At 59.0% G+C, this 786-nt stretch carries 2 pseudogenes; both read left to right on the forward strand.

The features are described 5' to 3' along the window. Positions 1–119, forward strand: a pseudogene (locus tag ACJHX7_RS26210) (integrase); the annotation flags it as partial. Between the two features lie 202 nt (positions 120–321). Continuing rightward, positions 322–672, forward strand: a pseudogene (locus tag ACJHX7_RS26215) (DUF3330 domain-containing protein); the annotation flags it as partial. Between the last annotated feature and the right edge of the window lie 114 nt (positions 673–786).

A 786-nucleotide genomic window follows, 5' to 3' on the forward strand; every position in this document is an offset into this window, starting at 1 on the left:
ATCTGCTCGGCCATTCCGACGTCTCTACGACGATGATTTACACGCATGTGCTGAAAGTTGGCGGTGCCGGAGTGCGCTCACCGCTTGATGCGCTGCCGCCCCTCACTAGTGAGAGGTAGGGCAGCGCAAGTCAATCCTGGCGGATTCACTACCCCTGCGCGAAGGCCATCGGTGCCGCATCGAACGGCCGGTTGCGGAAAGTCCTCCCTGCGTCCGCTGATGGCCGGCAGCAGCCCGTCGTTGCCTGATGGATCCAACCCCTCCGCTGCTATAGTGCAGTCGGCTTCTGACGTTCAGTGCAGCCGTCTTCTGAAAACGACAATGGAGGTGGTAGCCGAGGGTGTGGAAACACCCGACTGCCTTGCGTGGTTGCGGCAGGCGGGTTGCGACACGGTGCAGGGTTTCCTGTTCGCCAGGCCGATGCCGGCGGCGGCCTTCGTCGGCTTCGTCAACCAATGGAGGAACACCACCATGAACGCCAATGAACCGAGCACCAGTTGCTGCGTGTGCTGCAAGGAAATCCCGCTCGATGCCGCCTTCACGCCGGAAGGGGCCGAGTACGTGGAGCATTTCTGCGGGCTGGAGTGCTATCAGCGCTTCCAGGCGCGGGCCAGCACTGCGACCGAAACCAGCGTCAAACCGGACGCTTGTGATTCGCCGCCGTCAGGTTGAGGCATACCCTAACCTGATGTCAGATGCCATGTGTAAATTGCGTCAGGATAGGATTGAATTTTGAATTTATTGACATATCTCGTTGAAGGTCATAGAGTCTTCCCTGACATTTTG

Origin of the sequence: Escherichia sp. WS1451, from assembly GCF_046487365.1 — a bacterium.
In the GTDB taxonomy this organism is placed as follows: domain Bacteria; phylum Pseudomonadota; class Gammaproteobacteria; order Enterobacterales; family Enterobacteriaceae; genus Escherichia; species Escherichia coli.